Genomic DNA, 16,140 nt, shown 5'->3' with positions numbered 1-16,140 from the left:
TCATCTATTATAATATCGGTTTTAAGAATATTTTTATATGCTTGGTGTCTCTAATAGGTTACATATACTAAATATAATCAGTATACCATTTTTTTTTCATCATCATAATTTTTTAAATTTTATAAAACAATTTTTATTTCTTAGTAGAAGTAAAATTACATTGTTAAAATTATTTTGTATCTGCTTTCAAGTCTGTAACAAAGACATAGACAAAAATTTGACAATTTTTAAATATATTAATTTGTGATTAAAAATAGAATTGTGAGTAGTTTTGAATAAATTATTTTAAGCTTGTATCTTCCAATTTTAATTATTGATCAAAACTTGAGTTTTTTAAAAATATTTTTGTTTACAGGTACGGAGTTTAACTTGATCAAGCAAATCATTCGAGCTGCATTGATTAATTGATCTATTTTACTTTAACTACATATTCCTATCTAACCATATTTTTTCAAGCTCCAAAATTATTAATAATAATTTCTGGCTTTTTTGCCTTTTATAAAGTATGTGACTTAAAGGATTTGAACAAAGTATTTACTTTTCTATAAATCCAATGATATTCTTTGTACCTTACATAGTATTTTCAGCTTCTTTTAAACAATCTAATTGAAAAAGAAGCTAATAAGCATAACACATTGGCCCCTTCAGATTTATTAAATCAATAAAATAGATAAAAAATTTTATCAAAAACATATTAAAAATCTAAAAAACTATTTATTTTTAATTTTAAATCATGCATAACAGTTTATTATAAGCAATATGAAGCAGCATAAATAATTAAATTTGTAAAAACTGTAAAAATAACATTATGAAGAAAATTTTATTATTTCTGATCGGAATGTTGACATTTAATTCTTGCACACGTCCTCAAAATGAACTTAATCAATATTTTTTTGATATTAATCAAGAAGTTTCCATAGCCGTTGATGAACACCAACCGGAAAGGATCAAAGCTATTTATGACCGAGAGCTTAAAAAATATAAAGAATTTAAAACTAATCAGTATCTAATAAGCAGCAAATTTGTAGAACTTTCCCTTTATCAAAATAATTATAATAAAAAAAAGCAACTATTGCTATATAAACTTATCCAAATAAACAATGGTCAATACAATTATATTTCTATCGTATGTAATTACCATCTTTCCATCCAATACGAAAATACTTCTCCTGAACTCTCTCTAGAATTTCTGAATAAAGCTATATGCCTTGATGAAAAATCAAAAAAGAAATATTTTCTTCCTCACTTGTATCATCAAAAAGGTAGATATTACTATAAATCTAAAGATTACAACAAAGCATTAATCTATTTTAATAAATCTTTAAAAGCCCTTGATAAAAACAATATTCTTTTTATAGCCTCAATGCATAATAATTTTGCATTGTGTTATTACAAATTAGGGAAAACAAATTTAGCTATTAAGGAGACCAATAGGGCAATACAATTATTAAAGGAAAAGAAAAATAAAGTTGCAGAAGATGATCTTTTTTTATATTATATACTAGGAAACCTAGGAGATTATTATATGGAACTCAAAAATTATGACAAAGCAAAAGAATTATATAATGCCGAATTCAATTTTGACAAGAGCGGCAATTTTCTAAATGAAATTATGGGTCCTAGCAAAAGATTATTTAATTTGCTTACTCTGACAAACGACCATCAAGGTCTCAAAGAACTTATTGTATATCTGATCAAAAAAGAGGAAGAATTAGTAACAATACAAGACAAGATACAAGCTAACAAATTTATTCAAATTTATTACGCGAATCATAATGATTTTCAAAATTTAAAAATATTTTCTGAAAAAGGTATCAAACTGAATGACCAGTACAAGGCTCAGGTAGAGAAAAGTCACATGGAAACCTCTGATCTACTTAATCAATATATTATAAAAAATGTAAATCAAAAATATGATTATGAAAAAAAAAGAAGCTTTTTGCTTAAATTGGTTTTCTTCCTTTCCATTATTTTATCTGCAACTATCATTATATATATTATTACTCATAATAAAAAAGAACGAGAGTTGATGGAGAACCAAAAAATTATCCTTGAAGATAATAAGAAACTTCTTGAGCAAGATCTAGAAATTCAGGATCAGAAACTAAAGAATTTATATTTAAGACTTAATCTTAAAATGGAAACGGAGAAAGCTTTTCTTGAAAGTTTAAAAAATTTAAAAAAACTTAGAATTCAAGAACCAGAGCAGATCTTAAAAGATCTTCTGCTGAAAGTAACAAACCTACTTGACATCGACAAAAGGGATTATGATTTGTTAACAGAGAGTTCTTTACAAAATGAACATTTTATCAAAAAACTTTCACTGCAATTTTCACGTCTGACAAAATACGAATTGAAACTCTGTGTCTACTTTAGACTTGAGCTTTCTTCAAAGGAAATTGCTTCTTTTGAAAATACAACTCCAAATACTATAAGAGTATATAAGACAAAAATAAAAACAAAAATAGGTCTCGATAAAAATTCTAGCTTAGATCAGTTTTTAAAAAGTGTCTAAAATGTTAATTAAAAGAGAGGAAATACTCGTTCTTCTAGATGATATATTACAGACCTCATGCTTCATTAGGAAATCTAAACCAAAATAAGTTCATCGAAATGCAATCAAAAAAGAGTTTACAACCCCGATGTTCTATGTTAATATGCAAATTATTGTAAGATTAAGTGGGTAGTGTTTCACTAACTGTGTAAGTTAAAAAGTTATTCTGGAAAATTTTGAGCCCTTATAGCTCAAAAAATTTTACGGAAATAACTTTTTATTAATTTTAAACCTACATAGTTTATGATGGACAAAGAAGAATTATTAAACAACAAGGATTTCTATAAGTCCTTTAAAAATAGAGAAGACTTAATTTCTTTCTTCAAAGAAATGCACAAACGAGCTGTAGAGCATATGCTTGATGCAGAACTGGACTCTCATCTGGATAATGAGAAACATTAGAAATCTACCCACTGGAAATTACCGAAACGGTCACGGAAGCAAGAAAATAAAGTCGTCGTTTGGAGAGTCTGAAATTAAAGTTCCCAGAGATCGTGAAGGAAATTTTGAGCCCGCATTAGTTCCCAAAAGGCACAACATTATCGATGGTTTGGAAAACATCATCATCTCATTCTATGCCAAAGGAATGAGCGTATCAGACATTGAAGAACAGATCCGTGAGATGTATGATTTTGAGGTTTCTACTTCCACCATATCACGAATAACCAATGCTATTGCAAGTGAAGTGGTGAATTGGCAAAACCGCCCGCTTGAAGATTTGTATCTCATTGTTTGGATGGATGGCATTGTTTTCAAGGTAAGGGAAAACTCCAAAGTCATTAATAAAACCGTTTATCTGGCTGTGGGGTTAAACCGTGACGGGAGAAAGGAGGTGTTAGGAATGTGGCTTGCAAAAAATGAAAGTTCAGCTTTCTGGATGGGCGTTCTCATGGATTTAAAAGCCCGTGGTGTAGAAGATATTCTCATCACCGCCACCGATAATCTAAACGGATTTACCCAGACTATCCGTTCTGTTTTTCCTGAATCTCAAACCCAAATTTGTGTGGTTCATCAAATCAGAAATGCCTGCAAATATGTAGTTTGGAAGGACAGAAAAGAATTTCCTGCCGATATGAAACATATTTACACAGCTCCAACAAAACAAGCAACTGAAGCAGCTCTGGGTGATTTTGCAGACAAATGGGAAAGTAAATATTCTTATGCTATCCAATCCTGGCGAAACAATTGGGATGAGTTGACCGTATTCTTTGAATTTCCTCTCGAAATCCGAAAAATCATTTATACCATTAATTTAATTGAAAATCTCAACGGAAAAATCCGTAAATACACCAAAAATAAAATGTCCTTTCCTACCGATGATGCCGTAATAAAATCAGTGGATGGCATTAAAAGAAGCTGCTAAAAAATGGACGATGCCTATCCAAAATTGGGGTATTGTTCTCAATCAATTTATACTTATTTTTGAAAAAAGGCTCAGATTATAAAATCCAAGCCTAACTTTTTAACTTACACACTTCGCTGGAGAATATCTTTTTTATAGTTATAGGCTATTGTTTAATTTGTTTCATTTGTATAACCCAGGTCTGTTTCTTTTTCACTTTTACTAAGCATCCAATTCGTTTTTAAAGTAGTGTAAGTATAAATACCTTTGTTGTTATAAAAACTATGGTCTCCAGCTCTGGTCACTAATCAGCATAATATTTTAAGTTTGGTTATTAATTATATTAACATTAATTGATAACTAGATATTAATGTATAAGCCACTGCGTCAAAGTATCACATTTGTTATTCTCTAATTGTATTGCTTAATTTTATGGATTTGCCGATTACTAAGCTTTCATTTTATTTATTACATTTTCTTACTAAATGCTACCATATATACATAACTCAATGGTTACAGTTTTTTCGGTTAAAGACTTTTTTTAATGAAAATAAAAGCATGAGACCTTAAATTTTAAAGTACTCATGCTACAAACACTAAGAAAAATATTAGTCTTTTTTTACTCTAATTTTAAGTAGAATAATTAAGATTACTTATAATAGCATTTATGTTATTGCTTACGACTAATTGATCTTCTTATATACTTCTTATAAATATTAATTTAGGCATTTACTGAGCAACACAAATTTTCTTTATAGGATCAAATACTGATCCATTAGGACAAGTATAAATATATCGATACAAATCTCCTCCAATCCTAATACATCTATAATATTTCCTTACATCATGAGGATATGCATATACTCCTTCTGCCGTACATGGAGCTAAAACTCCAACTGATATAATACAAGTCTTTCCACCTATGTTAATCGCAAAATTTGCTGTACCCGCCGCAGAAGGCGTTCCTGTTATAATATAAGTTAACGTTCCAGTTGCGTTAAAATTTCCTGCAGATAAAGTAGCTGTTAAACCTGTTACTCCTGTAGAAGTGACAGTCTGCCCATTATGAGCCCCCCCATTTCCTCCTGTATAAGGAATTTCAAATGAAACATTAGATGCAACAGCTCCCAACTGTAAATTTCCATTTCTTGTAACACTAGCACAGTCTAAATTTGTAATCACCCCAGTCGGAGCATTCACAATTCTTGATAAAATACAGGTCTGCCCCCCAATATTAATAGTAAAATATGCGGTACCTGCTGTCGTAGGAGTTCCAGTAATAGTATAGGTAAGGTTTCCTGACCCGTTCGCAAAGTTTCCTGCTGCTAAGGTAGCCGTTAGACCTACCACTCCTGTCGAATTTACAACTTGTCCGTTATGAGTACCTCCGTTTCCACCTGTATAAGAGATTATAGAAGATACACCTGCTGCTAGAGTTTCGGATGTTAAAGTTCCGTTGTTTGTGGCACCACCACAATTTAAGTTTAGAACAGATCCAGGTGCAGCACTCACAGTTCTGGAAAGAGTACAAGCTTGTCCTCCGATGTTAATGACAAAATTCGCTGTTCCTGCTCCTGAAGGAGTTCCTGTAATTGTGTAAGTTAGGCTTCCTGCTCCATTATCAAAATTTCCTGCCGTTAAAGTAGCTGTTAAACCCGTTACTCCTGTAGAAGCAATAGTCTGCCCACCATACGTTCCGCCATTTCCGCCATCGTAAGGAATTACCGAAGACACCGATGCATTAGTTCCTGTTAAAATAGTCCCGTTATGAGTAGCCCCTCCACAGTTAAGCGTAGTAACCACTCCAACTGGAGGAGCTGTAATAGCACAGGTAGATACCCACGATGCAGAATTCCAAAATTCCATACAGTTGGTATTAACATTATACACCATCAATCCAGCTGGTTTTGGGTTTAATGCATCTCTTTGGGCTGTCGTAAGTCTTGGTGGTAGAAATCCCTTATTAGTAGCATTTAATTCTAATATGGCACTATTTGCAGGTGAAACAGTTCCTATTCCTATATTTCCGTCGGGAGACATTGTTGCAACTGTTATTAAAGACTGATTTTCATCTCCATAGGTACCCGTAGCATTTTTTCCGACTTTAAATTGAAGACCGGTCTCAGCTCCTGATGCATTGATAGAAGGAGCACTCGTGTTGTTAACATCAAACCAAATATTATCCCAACTTCCAACAGAATTTCTAAGTCCAAAAGTAGATCCAATAATATCTAACTTAGCTTTAGGTGCATTTGTGTTGATACCGACATTTCCATCGGAATGAATACGCATTTTCTCACTCGTAGGTTTCCCTCCTGCACCTGTCCAGAAACCAATAACTCCGGAGGTTGTGTCTCCCCAAGATAAAATTCTTGTTTGGCCTAGCCCATAATCAAAAGTCCCAGCTGAAGTTTTATCAATAGCTGCTCGTCCCCTAACTGACACCGCCCCACTTATGTCTAACCTTTCAGCCGGAGCTATCGTTCCTATACCAACTCGATCAGCTTTGGCATCCACCGAAAAGGTGTCGCCATCAATAGAAAAAGCGTTATTAGCTGTTGAAGTAAAAGCCAACTTCTTATCATTCTGGGTAACAACTCTATCGGCTTCTAAAGTTCCATCAGTGTTATACAAATTGATGGGAGCATATAAAACAGGGTCAAAATTTAATCTTACCCATCTTTCCCCATCAAAATAATAAAATCCTACCTGATAAATATTTGTAGCGATTCCTGTCGTGGATCCCGTTGTTACATTATCTACAAAAATTAAAGTTGAAACAGGTATCTCTTTCATAGATTGGGCTTTCTGTCTATCAACTCTGGGGATCAATAGCCCTTCGGGATTTGTTGTGGTGCCGGTTGCACTTTTAGCCACAATATCTACAGTCACTTTGGGTTCTGGCGTATTGAACCCAACTTGAGCAAAGGTCATAGTACCTAATACAAGGAACAAGCTTGTAATGGTTTTGTTTTTCATTTTATCTAGTGTTTAATAATTTGAATCGTTGAAATATTCGAATGCAAATCTAGAGCAACTGAGGACAAATAACGATACTGCAATTTCACTGTACAATATAATTTCTTAAATTTCAATCACTTAATTATTCAATGCAGTAAAATTGCAGTACCTCTATAATTCGTCATCGCTATTGAAAAATGTAATAAAAAAATCGTTTTGTAACTATCTTTCATATTTTAATTAGATACTGTATACAGTAAGATGCTATAGAGAAGTTAAATTTGCAACTATTTTTGAGACAAAATTTATATACTTCTTTATGCTACATTTTTAGATGGATTAGACATTAAATTTTGACACTCTTTCATGGTTAATTTCCTAAAGCAGAAATCGAAGATTCGACGGAGTCAATGCCCTCTCTGAGTATTGTAAATGTTTCTATATATTCAAGCAGAGAGTTTTGACATGATTCCTAGTTTCATATCTATTTTGACAAATAAGTTCTGTTTTAAGGGTCTTGAAAAAGCTCTCTGCTACAGCATTTCATTTTCCACTCATGCTGCGGATAATGGTTTCCCGATTATTGACGTATATTCTGTGCAGGCATATGGTATCCTTCTAAATGAAATTAAACTGTCTTGATCCTGTATAAGGATGGTGAAGCCGTGCCATTTTTAAGGCATCAATACTGATGTCCTTAGCTTTCATCGTTTTACTTAGCTACCACTCTAAACCTTTCTGCCAAACAAATCAATGACCGTCATGAGATACAACCAGCCTTGACCAGCGCGGATATAGGTAATATCGGAAACCCAGACTTCTTTGCTGTTGTTAGCCTGAAAATTTTGATTCAAATAATTCTCTACAAGGGGGATATCTGTGCGAAGAATTGATAGTTTTCTTAAATTTTTTCTTTACTATACTTCTCAGGCTACGTTCTCTCATCAGTCTCGCAACGAAAGGATGTGAAGTTTTCATCTCTTTTGTTTCTAATTCCCTGGTGATGCGAGGACTTTCATATCTGTCACGGCTCTAGTGATAAATACTGAAGATCTCAGCAGATAAAACGGCTCTTATTTCTGATCGTCTAGTAGATTTTCTTTTCTTCCAATGATAGAAGCTGCTCCTGCTTAACTTTTAATACTTCACACATCCTCCCGACAGGAAACATCCTAATGTGATCCTTGATAAATTTATATCTTACCCGTCTCTCCCCAAGAAGATGCCTACTGCCTTTTTTAAGATGTCACATTCTAGCTATATTGGTAGTGTAAAATTGAACAACAGAAATCATATAAAATCACTACTTTTTCGTAGTAACGAAAGGTTTACAATTTTTTTAAAAAAATCTGCCAATCATTGATGGTATTGATTTACAAAAAAGCGTAAAAATTCATTTACGCTTTCATTTATTTGAATTATTGAAATTTACTTTCTTTATTTTTAAAGATTATTTCAATCATCTTTTATGTAATCTATCCGATGAGAGTGTATTAAACATTATTTTTTAGATTTTACAACTAGATTAGTATTTTTTGTCTTATATATTCTCATGCTGAAAAAAAATGCGGATCGGCAGGTGGAATATTCAAACTTGTATTGGTAGCATCAGGATCTGTTACATCATTAGGCCTTAAAATAGTAGCTTCGGCCTGCTGGTTGGTTCCTGATGTGGTAGCTGTAACTCCTGCAGTAAAAATATATGTTATTTCACATCCGCTGGGAAGATTAAGCTTAGATGTATATTTCCCGGTCTGGGAGTTGTAAATTATTACCGCTCCTTGGCTACCGCATCCATTACCCTGAAACACTACATTCTGATGATTAAAACCAGATGGGAGAGAAAATGTAAATGTTGCATTTTCGACACCGCTAGGTCCATCATTTTTCACCTTTACTGTATAAAGCACCTGATCACCAACAACAACACTTGTTTTGTCCGGCACAATTTGTGTGACCTTCAGATCGGCAACCTTGACCGTTACATCAGCTGTAATATGGGCAGGTATGCCAGGAATGAAAGTCCAGGTATCGATAGACCTGCTATCTCCGAACAGTCCCGTTGTACCTGTGCCACCTTGTCCCCAGATGTGGCCATTCGAATTACTGCTTACGCCGGAGCTTCCTGATAAATGGCTGTTATTTTTCGGGTCAGAAAAACGTCCTCGTGGCCCATTGATAGGAATTAAAACTCTGATATTATAAATTTTCTGTTTGAATGAAGTTAATGAATGCTAACTCTCCGTTAATCCTCATTCCAAAACACCATATATTTTTACATCCTTGAATAAGAATAGGATCTTCGTCTTCAAAATCTTCTTCTATTAATCTTTTCCTTTCTTCTTGATAAAAATTTGGATATTGAGTTATATCTATCTCCCTAAGCCATTTCCTCATAGCTTTTTTCTTTATTTTCGGCTTCTACTTGAGAGATAAATGTTCCCTCTGAATATTGTAAAATAAAACTAAATAATTTCATAATTAACGATTTCTTTTTGCGTTTCTACTGTGATTTTCTCCGGTTTCTTGAGCTTTTTTCCGTCAATGCTTCATCTGTTTTTCTGCAACATCCATCTCCTTCTGTATTAAGACTACGATATCCATTTGGAGGATTTAAGCAGTCTGGTGTCGGGCGTGAATTCGGTCCTTTTGGTTTGGAGCATTCCTGGAGCCAAGAGCTGTGAAACCAACATCTAGTTCAAAGGCTTGATTTTAAGCAATCATTAAAATATTGCATTATTGAAAAGTCTGCAATTAAGCCCGCAGGAAAGTGTTTTTTTACTGCACCATAAAAATACCTGATCAATAAGAATCCTCATTTTGGATTATCAATTCCTTAATATGGTTTATCAGAAGGTCAAGATACATGGGATATTTGTAATATCAAAAGTGTTAGACAAATTTAAATATCAAACAAATGAACAAAACAATACTAATCACAGGAACATCATCAGGCTTTGGTGCCGCAACTGCCAATTATTTTGCTGCAAAAGGATGGAATGTTATTGCTACAATGAGAGATACCACTAAAAATGGAAATCTTGAGAAGTCAGGAAATATTTTTGTCACTCAACTAGATGTTCAGGACAAGAATTCAATTGATAAAGCAATCGTTGAGGGCATAAACCATTTCGGAAGTATTGATGTAGTGGTAAATAATGCAGGATATGGGCTTTTCGGAATTTTTGAAAGCGCGTCTCGCGAAGCCATCCAAACACAATTTGATGTGAATGTATTTGGGGCTATGGATGTCACAAGAGCTATTTTACCTTATTTCCGTTCCAATAGATCAGGTACTATCATCAATATCAGTTCAGGTGCCGGTGCTATTGGCTTCCCTATGGCTTCCGTGTACAGTTCATCCAAATTTGCTTTAGAAGGATGGACAGAAGGGTTAAGATATGAATTAGTATCATTAGGTATCACTGCAAAAATTATTGAACCTGGAGGTGCTATGCAAACCGGTTTTATGAGCCGTGTGGGTGGCGAAAGTGCAGGTTTGAATTTGATTGAGGATTATCTGCCTTTTTTAGAACAAATTGGTAAAGTCTATGGTGGCATGCAGGGAACGGCAGACGCCGATGCAGTAGAAAAAGTAGTTCATGCCATTTATGAAGCTGCCACAGATGGAACTGATCGCTTGCGTTATTCTCCTACTGACGACATCAAGCCTATTCTAAATGCACGCCGAAATACTTCTGAGGAGGAATATCAGACGTTTACAAATAGTATTTTCCTAGCGAAATAAGCAGATAAATTAAAACGGTCTTTATAACAGGTGCTTCTTATGGACTAGATAGAACTGATGTTGCTCGCTTTTACATTAATGTCAATAAGGGGATATAGATGAAGTACTTATTGACAAAATTCAAGAAATTCATTGACCTTTAAATTTTAAATCAAATAATATGAGTACAATATTCATTACCGGGGCATCTTCCGGTTTGGGAAAAGCAACAGCAAAGCTGTTGGCATCCAAAGGCTGGAACGTAATTGCAACGATGAGACATCCTGAAAAAGAAACTGAACTGAATGTAATCAAAAATATCCATCTTTTACAGTTAGATGTGACAGATCTTTCATCTATTGAAAAAGCGGTAGCGGCAGCTGTTCAAATTAGGCCTGTAGACGTTGTTTTCAATAATGCAGGATACGGACTGACAGGTCCATTGGAAGGATACCGAGATGACCAGATTACGCGACAGTTCGATACGAATGTTTTGGGCGTGATCAGGGTGACAGAGGCATTTCTTCCTCATTTAAGGGAAAAACGTAGTGGCTTAATTATCAGTATTACCTCTATAGGCGGACTGGTAGCATTCCCATTTGCTTCTATTTACCATGCGACAAAGTGGGCTATTGAAGGTTGGAGCGAAAGCCTGTCTTTTGAGTTAGCTGCACATAATATTCAGATAAAGACCATTTCTCCTGGCGGAATTGCCACTGATTTTATGAGCAGGTCTTTAGATTTTGGGAAGCATGAGGCCTATGCAGAGCAGTTTGACAAGTTTTTAGCAAGCTTTGAGAATAATGAAAGCCCGCTTCAATTTTCAACTGCTGAATCTATTGCCGCCATAGTTTACGAAGCAATAACCGATGGTAAAGATCAACTCCGCTATCTTGCAGGCAATGATGCCATATCGACGTATCAGCAAAGATTAGATATTGGTCAGGAAAAGTTCAGAAAACTCATTGCAAAAGGATTGGTGGGCTAAACCCGTTGTAGTTAAAAATAGCTAATTTTATACCATCAATCCCTGTTTAATAAAATTCATAAATTAATCATGATCGATAAATCAGTTAAAAAAAAGGAACTGCATTATTATAAATCAATTAGTGATTTATGTAGAGGGCTGGGGGTTGCCAGTCCTCTACATCCCCTTATTGTTTCTGTCAATCATGCTGACATTCCTTCGGAATCGGAAGTACAATACCTTGTTCACGATTTTTATATGGTATCCTATAAAAGTAACTTGAAGGGCAAATTGAAATATGGGCAGAGCTACTATGATTTTGATGAAGGTGGATTAATATTTGTAGCCCCGGGACAGGCTCTTTCCGTCATTGATGATGAGGTGTGTAGTGGACGTAGCCTATTCATCCATCCAGATTTTTTTGCTGGACACCCACTTGCGAGGTTAATAACAAAATTCGGATTTTTCAGCTACAATATAAATGAAGCGCTTCATCTTTCAGAAAAAGAAAGAAATAAAGTGCTGATTATTTTTGAAAATATTAAGGAAGAAATCGAAATGGTAATAGACGATACAAGCCAAGAATTGATTATTTCATACTTTGAAGTTTTGCTCAATTACAGTAATCGTTATTATAAGCGGCAGTTTATCACCAGAAAGGCTATAAGTAGCCCTTTAATAGAGCGTTTCGAAACACTACTCAACAACTATTACGAAGACGAACAGTCCATTCAGAAAGGTATCCCATCAGTTAATTATTTTTCGGCTTTGCTCAATGTATCATATGGGTATCTGGGCGATATGCTAAGAAATATGACTGGAATGAATACACAGCAGCATATCCACGCCAAATTGATCGAAGTTGCCAAGCAGAAGCTGTCTACATCAGAACTTACTGCAGCTGAAATTGCCTATGAACTGGGGTTCGAGTATCCTCAATCATTTAATAAGCTCTTCAAAAACAAAACGGGATTGACACCATTGCAATTTAGAGAACACCTCAATTAAGTTATCAATAAGCTAAAAAAAGTAGATTTATGATTATACAGAGAATAAAATTTGCTTACGTATTTTATTTCCTGTTAATTTTTATTCTCTCTCAAAAATATTTAAATACAATATGCATATCTTAAAAAATCTTCAAGCCATATTTCTGATCATGCTGGCCAGTGTGAATGTGTGTGCTCAGAATATCCAGCAAAAAATAAAAAATACTGTTGATTCCATTTACGCTGCTAATCTAAAAGCAGTTGGTTTTGCAGTCTACGTTGAAGCGCCGGACCAAAAGCTATCTTTTGGCTATGCCACAGGTTATGAAAATAGAGATACCAAACATAAACTCTCTATGGACCAGCCTGTATTGATAGCCAGTACAACCAAGCCCTATGTGGCAGCCTCCATATTAAGACTTGTTGAAAAAGGAAAACTTGACATCGAGCAGCCCATCAAAGATTATCTCAGCCAGCGATCAGAAACAGAACTTACCCAGGCAGGTTATAATACATCCCGTATAACAATAAAAAATCTACTTTCACACACTTCAGGCATCAGGGATTATGTCGATGCCGAATATTTCAAATTTATTGGTGAGCACCCAAAATACATCTGGACAAGGGACGAACAGATCGCTAAGGCTACAAGGCTTGGAAAACCGCTTTCACAGCCTGGCGAAGGTTTTAAATATGCAGATATCAACTATGTACTTCTAACCGAAATAATTGAAAATATTACCCATCTTCCCTATTATCTTTCGATCAGAAAGCTGCTCAGCTACAAAAATAATGGACTGCTGATTACACGCTTCGCCAAGTTTGAAAAAGAAAGAAAAAATACTCCTGAACAGGCTCACCAATATTGGGATGAATTTGGATGGGATACTTATAATCTTGATCCATCTTGGGACTTATATGGCGGTGGTGGCATAATTACCAATGTAAAAGAAATGTCAAGTTATTTTCAACAACTGTTCAATGGAAAGATTATTAAAAATAAAAGAGTACTCGCTTTGATGACACAAGATGTTCTTCCTAATTTAGAGGTAAATTATTGCCTTGGAATCCGCAAAATTACATATGCAGGAATCTTAGGTTATAATCATGGTGGTGGCCTCGGGACAGATCTTATCTATATTCCAGAGCTGAACGCATCGATTGCAATTGCAGTATTAGAAGCCTCACATCGACCGATAGCCGTAGAAATAAGTAAAGAAATAGTTAAACTTTTAAAATATAATATGCAGGATATAGTTGAAACTTCACAAGCTTTATAATTTCTCATAACAAGAATAAAGAAATTTATAGAAAAAATCCTCTATTCCATATTAAATAAACTTGAATATGAGGTATCGATTTTAATTATGATCTGTTTCAGCGGTTTACTATTGCTGTATGTTCGACTACACCATAAAATATTTAATTATGATTATTAATGAGACTTTACTATTAGAATATGGCGCAGACTATAATCATTATAAAGATAATGATATTATTTTCCATGCAAGAAGCCAGCCACATTTATTTTCTCAGGTAGCAGGAGCATAGTCTCCTGCTATTTTTTTATTATTTTAATGAAATGTTATTGTTTATCTTAACTCCAAGTGATAAGGAAATTCTTGTCAATTCAAGTTTAATACCGTGAAAAAACAGAGAATTAATGAACTTATTTAAACTTATTTAGAAATAAGTTTCCAGAAAATTAGCAATTTAGAGTTGCAAAAAAAAGAACTAAAATTTGGATCGCATTAGCAAAGATAAATTGGAAAATGCATTTTATCTCATTTACGCAGAGACAAACGAGGATTTTCTATGAGATTTGATTTAGGAATTAAATAAAAACTCCCGCTTTCAGTAGGAGTGTATTCTGGATTCTAGACCTTTTAATTCAAATACTGTAAAATATTTTTCTTCTCCAAAGTAAACGTTTGATGAGATGTATTTTAGTTCTTCTTCATATTCTTTGGCAAAAGTATAATTTCTGTCGTAGGTTATAAAATCTGTAGAATCCGAAAAGTCGTACAACCAATGCTAGTAAAATTGTCAGAATTCGTAATATGCGTTTCTTGTTCACTGTGTCTTTTTAAAATAGCCTATAACTTTCAAATTTACACATTGTATCAATCTGATTTATATAACTACAGCTTTGTAAAAGTAAATAGGATGTTATAATTAAAGTACACAATACATAAAAGAAAAAACTCCATAAAGTGCCAGAGTCTTTCTTCAATGTTTCATCCTCTTGAAAATTCAAATGTTGTGCTGAAAAGCATGTATTATCTGAAGTTTTGTCAAGGTTTCTATACTGCCCAGTTTGTCTTTTTTATTGCTGTTTATGTTATGGCTTTCAAATAATTCTAATGAAGTGTATTATAAATTCTTATCAGCTCTACCAGATTGGAAATTTTGAGTTTCTTATATAATTTTCTTTTATGTGTGGCAATAGTCGATTCTTCAATATTTAAAAGGTTCGCAATTTCAAGATTTCCGTTTCCCTGGGCCAAAAGTTTGAATATTTCAAGCTCCCTTTGTGATAATGTCTCTACGGGTGAATTCTTATTCTCAATCATTTGGTTAATAATATATGAGGAATAATAATGCCCTTTCTCACAAATTGAGCTAATGGCTGAGACAATGTCATTCGGGTCACAAAGTTTGCTCAGAAAACCGTGTACTCCTTCTTTATAATATTGCAAAGCGATATCTTCTTCATAAAACGAAAATATTAAGATTAGGATTTCTTCTCTTAACATTTTAATTTCTTTCACCATTGATTTATAGATGGTGCCAGGCATATCGATATCAAGAATGATAAGATCATAATTCTCAGCTTCCAGCTTCTCTTTGACTTCATCATAAGTCGTAGCAAAATCAATGGATACTTCCGGAAATGTTTCCTTTACAATGATTGATGTTCCTACACGTACAACGTGATGATCATCAGCTATTAGAATTTTATTTACCATGTTTTATTAGACCGATTTAATAGATACACCTTCTCATTCTGACATTTTTTCATTCACAATGTGACATTTTTTCCAAATATTGGCCTTGGTATATCGTTTGCAAATTTTTGATTGAGATCATTAAAATATATTGTTTAACCTTTAAAAACTCGTTTATTATGTCAATCGTAAAAAGAAACAATGGCAGCTTGCTCCCTGCCAATCGTACACTGTTCGATGACTTTTTCAGCCGCGAACTTTTTAACTGGGGCAACAACAATTTTTCTTCCACCCTCAGCACACTTCCTTCGGTCAATATCAAGGAAAATCCTGAGAACTTTGAAGTGGAAGTTGCCGCACCGGGTATGGAAAAACAAGATTTCCAAATTACCCTGGATGGTAATTTTCTTACCATTTCTTCTGCCAAGAAAAACCAACAGGAAGAAAATAATGACAATTACACCCGCAGAGAATTTAGCTATCAGTCTTTCCAACGCAGCTTTGAGCTGGCCAAGAATGTAGTGGATGAGGATCGTATTGAAGCTAAATACGAAAATGGTGTTTTAAAACTCATAATCCCGAAGACGGAAGATGCCAAAAAGAAAGCTCCCCGCCTAATCGAGATCCAATAACTATCACTTTTTTACATCTA

12 protein-coding genes and 3 pseudogenes are annotated in these 16,140 nt (G+C 34.1%); 8 read left to right on the top strand and 7 right to left on the bottom strand.

Translation table 11 applies throughout. From position 1 onward, the window contains the following. Nucleotides 1–808 precede the first annotated feature (808 nt). Both BMX24_RS03160 and BMX24_RS03155 read left to right on the top strand, forming a co-directional pair. A complete protein-coding gene (locus tag BMX24_RS03160) occupies nucleotides 809–2,515 on the top strand; it encodes a tetratricopeptide repeat protein (RefSeq protein ID WP_089790621.1) in 1,707 nt (568 codons plus the stop codon). A 285-nt stretch (nucleotides 2,516–2,800) separates the two neighbouring features. After that, nucleotides 2,801–3,999, top strand: a pseudogene (locus tag BMX24_RS03155) (IS256 family transposase). 626 nt (nucleotides 4,000–4,625) lie between these two features. Here BMX24_RS03155 and BMX24_RS03150 read toward each other — a convergent pair. The 5 genes and pseudogenes from BMX24_RS03150 to BMX24_RS03140 all read right to left on the bottom strand — a co-directional run bounded on the left by BMX24_RS03150 (nucleotide 4,626) and on the right by BMX24_RS03140 (nucleotide 9,254). Then, complete coding sequence (locus BMX24_RS03150; RefSeq protein ID WP_089790620.1) at nucleotides 4,626–6,875, bottom strand: chitin binding peritrophin-A domain-containing protein; 2,250 nt, start codon at nucleotides 6,873–6,875, stop codon at nucleotides 4,626–4,628. 420 nt (nucleotides 6,876–7,295) lie between these two features. After that, a pseudogene (locus tag BMX24_RS21495) lies at nucleotides 7,296–7,379 on the bottom strand (hypothetical protein); the annotation flags it as partial. Between the two features lie 309 nt (nucleotides 7,380–7,688). Further along, nucleotides 7,689–7,877 (bottom strand): annotated as a pseudogene (locus BMX24_RS21490) (IS3 family transposase); the annotation flags it as partial. Nucleotides 7,878–8,407: 530 nt separating this feature from the next. Further along, nucleotides 8,408–8,821: a DUF11 domain-containing protein gene (locus BMX24_RS21120; RefSeq protein ID WP_228404798.1), complete on the bottom strand. Its 414-nt coding sequence runs from the start codon at nucleotides 8,819–8,821 to the stop codon at nucleotides 8,408–8,410. Between the two features lie 235 nt (nucleotides 8,822–9,056). Continuing rightward, entirely contained in the window at nucleotides 9,057–9,254 is a 198-nt protein-coding gene (locus BMX24_RS03140; protein ID WP_089790618.1) for a hypothetical protein, read from the bottom strand. Nucleotides 9,255–9,774: 520 nt separating this feature from the next. On the opposite strand from BMX24_RS03140, the gene BMX24_RS03135 reads away from it, so the two are divergent. The 5 genes from BMX24_RS03135 to BMX24_RS21420 all read left to right on the top strand — a co-directional run bounded on the left by BMX24_RS03135 (nucleotide 9,775) and on the right by BMX24_RS21420 (nucleotide 14,091). Next, entirely contained in the window at nucleotides 9,775–10,605 is an 831-nt protein-coding gene (locus tag BMX24_RS03135) for an SDR family oxidoreductase (RefSeq protein ID WP_089790617.1), read from the top strand. Nucleotides 10,606–10,765: 160 nt separating this feature from the next. Continuing rightward, on the top strand, nucleotides 10,766–11,572 hold the full coding sequence (locus BMX24_RS03130; RefSeq protein ID WP_089790616.1) for an SDR family oxidoreductase: 807 nt from the start codon (nucleotides 10,766–10,768) through the stop codon (nucleotides 11,570–11,572). 69 nt (nucleotides 11,573–11,641) lie between these two features. Continuing rightward, the gene (locus tag BMX24_RS03125; protein WP_089790615.1) at nucleotides 11,642–12,559 is read left to right on the top strand and encodes a helix-turn-helix domain-containing protein; all 918 of its coding nucleotides are present in this window, start codon (nucleotides 11,642–11,644) and stop codon (nucleotides 12,557–12,559) included. A gap of 112 nt (nucleotides 12,560–12,671) precedes the next feature. Continuing rightward, nucleotides 12,672–13,820 carry a serine hydrolase domain-containing protein gene (locus tag BMX24_RS03120; protein ID WP_089790614.1) on the top strand — a complete coding sequence of 383 codons (1,149 nt, stop codon included), beginning with the start codon at nucleotides 12,672–12,674 and terminating at the stop codon, nucleotides 13,818–13,820. A gap of 148 nt (nucleotides 13,821–13,968) precedes the next feature. Further along, nucleotides 13,969–14,091: a hypothetical protein gene (locus BMX24_RS21420; RefSeq protein WP_262485633.1), complete on the top strand. Its 123-nt coding sequence runs from the start codon at nucleotides 13,969–13,971 to the stop codon at nucleotides 14,089–14,091. A gap of 303 nt (nucleotides 14,092–14,394) precedes the next feature. Here BMX24_RS21420 and BMX24_RS21115 read toward each other — a convergent pair whose 3' ends face one another. Together BMX24_RS21115 and BMX24_RS03115 are read right to left on the bottom strand one after the other, a co-directional pair. Beyond that, entirely contained in the window at nucleotides 14,395–14,568 is a 174-nt protein-coding gene (locus BMX24_RS21115; RefSeq protein ID WP_170835644.1) for a hypothetical protein, read from the bottom strand. Between the two features lie 332 nt (nucleotides 14,569–14,900). Next, complete coding sequence (locus BMX24_RS03115) at nucleotides 14,901–15,509, bottom strand: response regulator transcription factor (protein ID WP_089790613.1); 609 nt, start codon at nucleotides 15,507–15,509, stop codon at nucleotides 14,901–14,903. A gap of 158 nt (nucleotides 15,510–15,667) precedes the next feature. Here BMX24_RS03115 and BMX24_RS03110 point away from each other — a divergent pair, with 158 nt between their 5' ends. Then, nucleotides 15,668–16,120 (top strand): Hsp20/alpha crystallin family protein, encoded by a 453-nt coding sequence (locus BMX24_RS03110; RefSeq protein ID WP_089790612.1) that lies wholly within the window; start codon nucleotides 15,668–15,670, stop codon nucleotides 16,118–16,120. Nucleotides 16,121–16,140 lie beyond the last annotated feature (20 nt).

Source organism: Chryseobacterium wanjuense (assembly GCF_900111495.1).
Lineage (GTDB): Bacteria > Bacteroidota > Bacteroidia > Flavobacteriales > Weeksellaceae > Chryseobacterium > Chryseobacterium wanjuense.
This window is presented reverse-complemented; position numbering and strand designations above follow the sequence as displayed.